The sequence below is a fragment of the Pseudomonas peli genome (genome assembly GCF_050563605.1).
GTDB lineage: Bacteria > Pseudomonadota > Gammaproteobacteria > Pseudomonadales > Pseudomonadaceae > Aquipseudomonas > Aquipseudomonas peli_A.
Genome location: NZ_JBNXUH010000347.1, coordinates 1 through 341, shown reverse-complemented (window position 1 = coordinate 341; position 341 = coordinate 1). Strand labels below are relative to the sequence as shown.

1 pseudogene is annotated in these 341 nt (G+C 53.8%); it reads right to left on the bottom strand.

Annotation, left to right across the window (positions count from 1 at the left end):
• Positions 1–152, bottom strand: a pseudogene (locus ACQ4LH_RS21955) (hypothetical protein); the annotation flags it as partial.
• Between the last annotated feature and the right edge of the window lie 189 nt (positions 153–341).

Here is a 341-nt window from a genome sequence, read left to right as displayed (position 1 = left end):
GATGTGTATAAGAGACAAAAGTAACCGTAGGTGCCGGATACCGAGTTACGACCGAACAGCTGAATCGGCTTGGCAGCCCACTCACCGGTCATGCCCAGGTCACCCCAGGTTTTGATATCGGTAGCGCCACCGCACAGGCGGGTGCTGGAGAAGAACTGTCTCTTATAAACATCTCACGCTGCCGAAGAACCTCCACGAGAACTGATATAAGTGGCAGAGATCTAGTGATAAAAACAANCGTCTCGTAGGCTCGGAGATGTTTATAATAGACAGATCTTCCCCCTCTCCCCCCTCTTCCTGCTCCCTCTCCCTCCCCCGCCCAGGCGGGTGCTGGAGAAGAT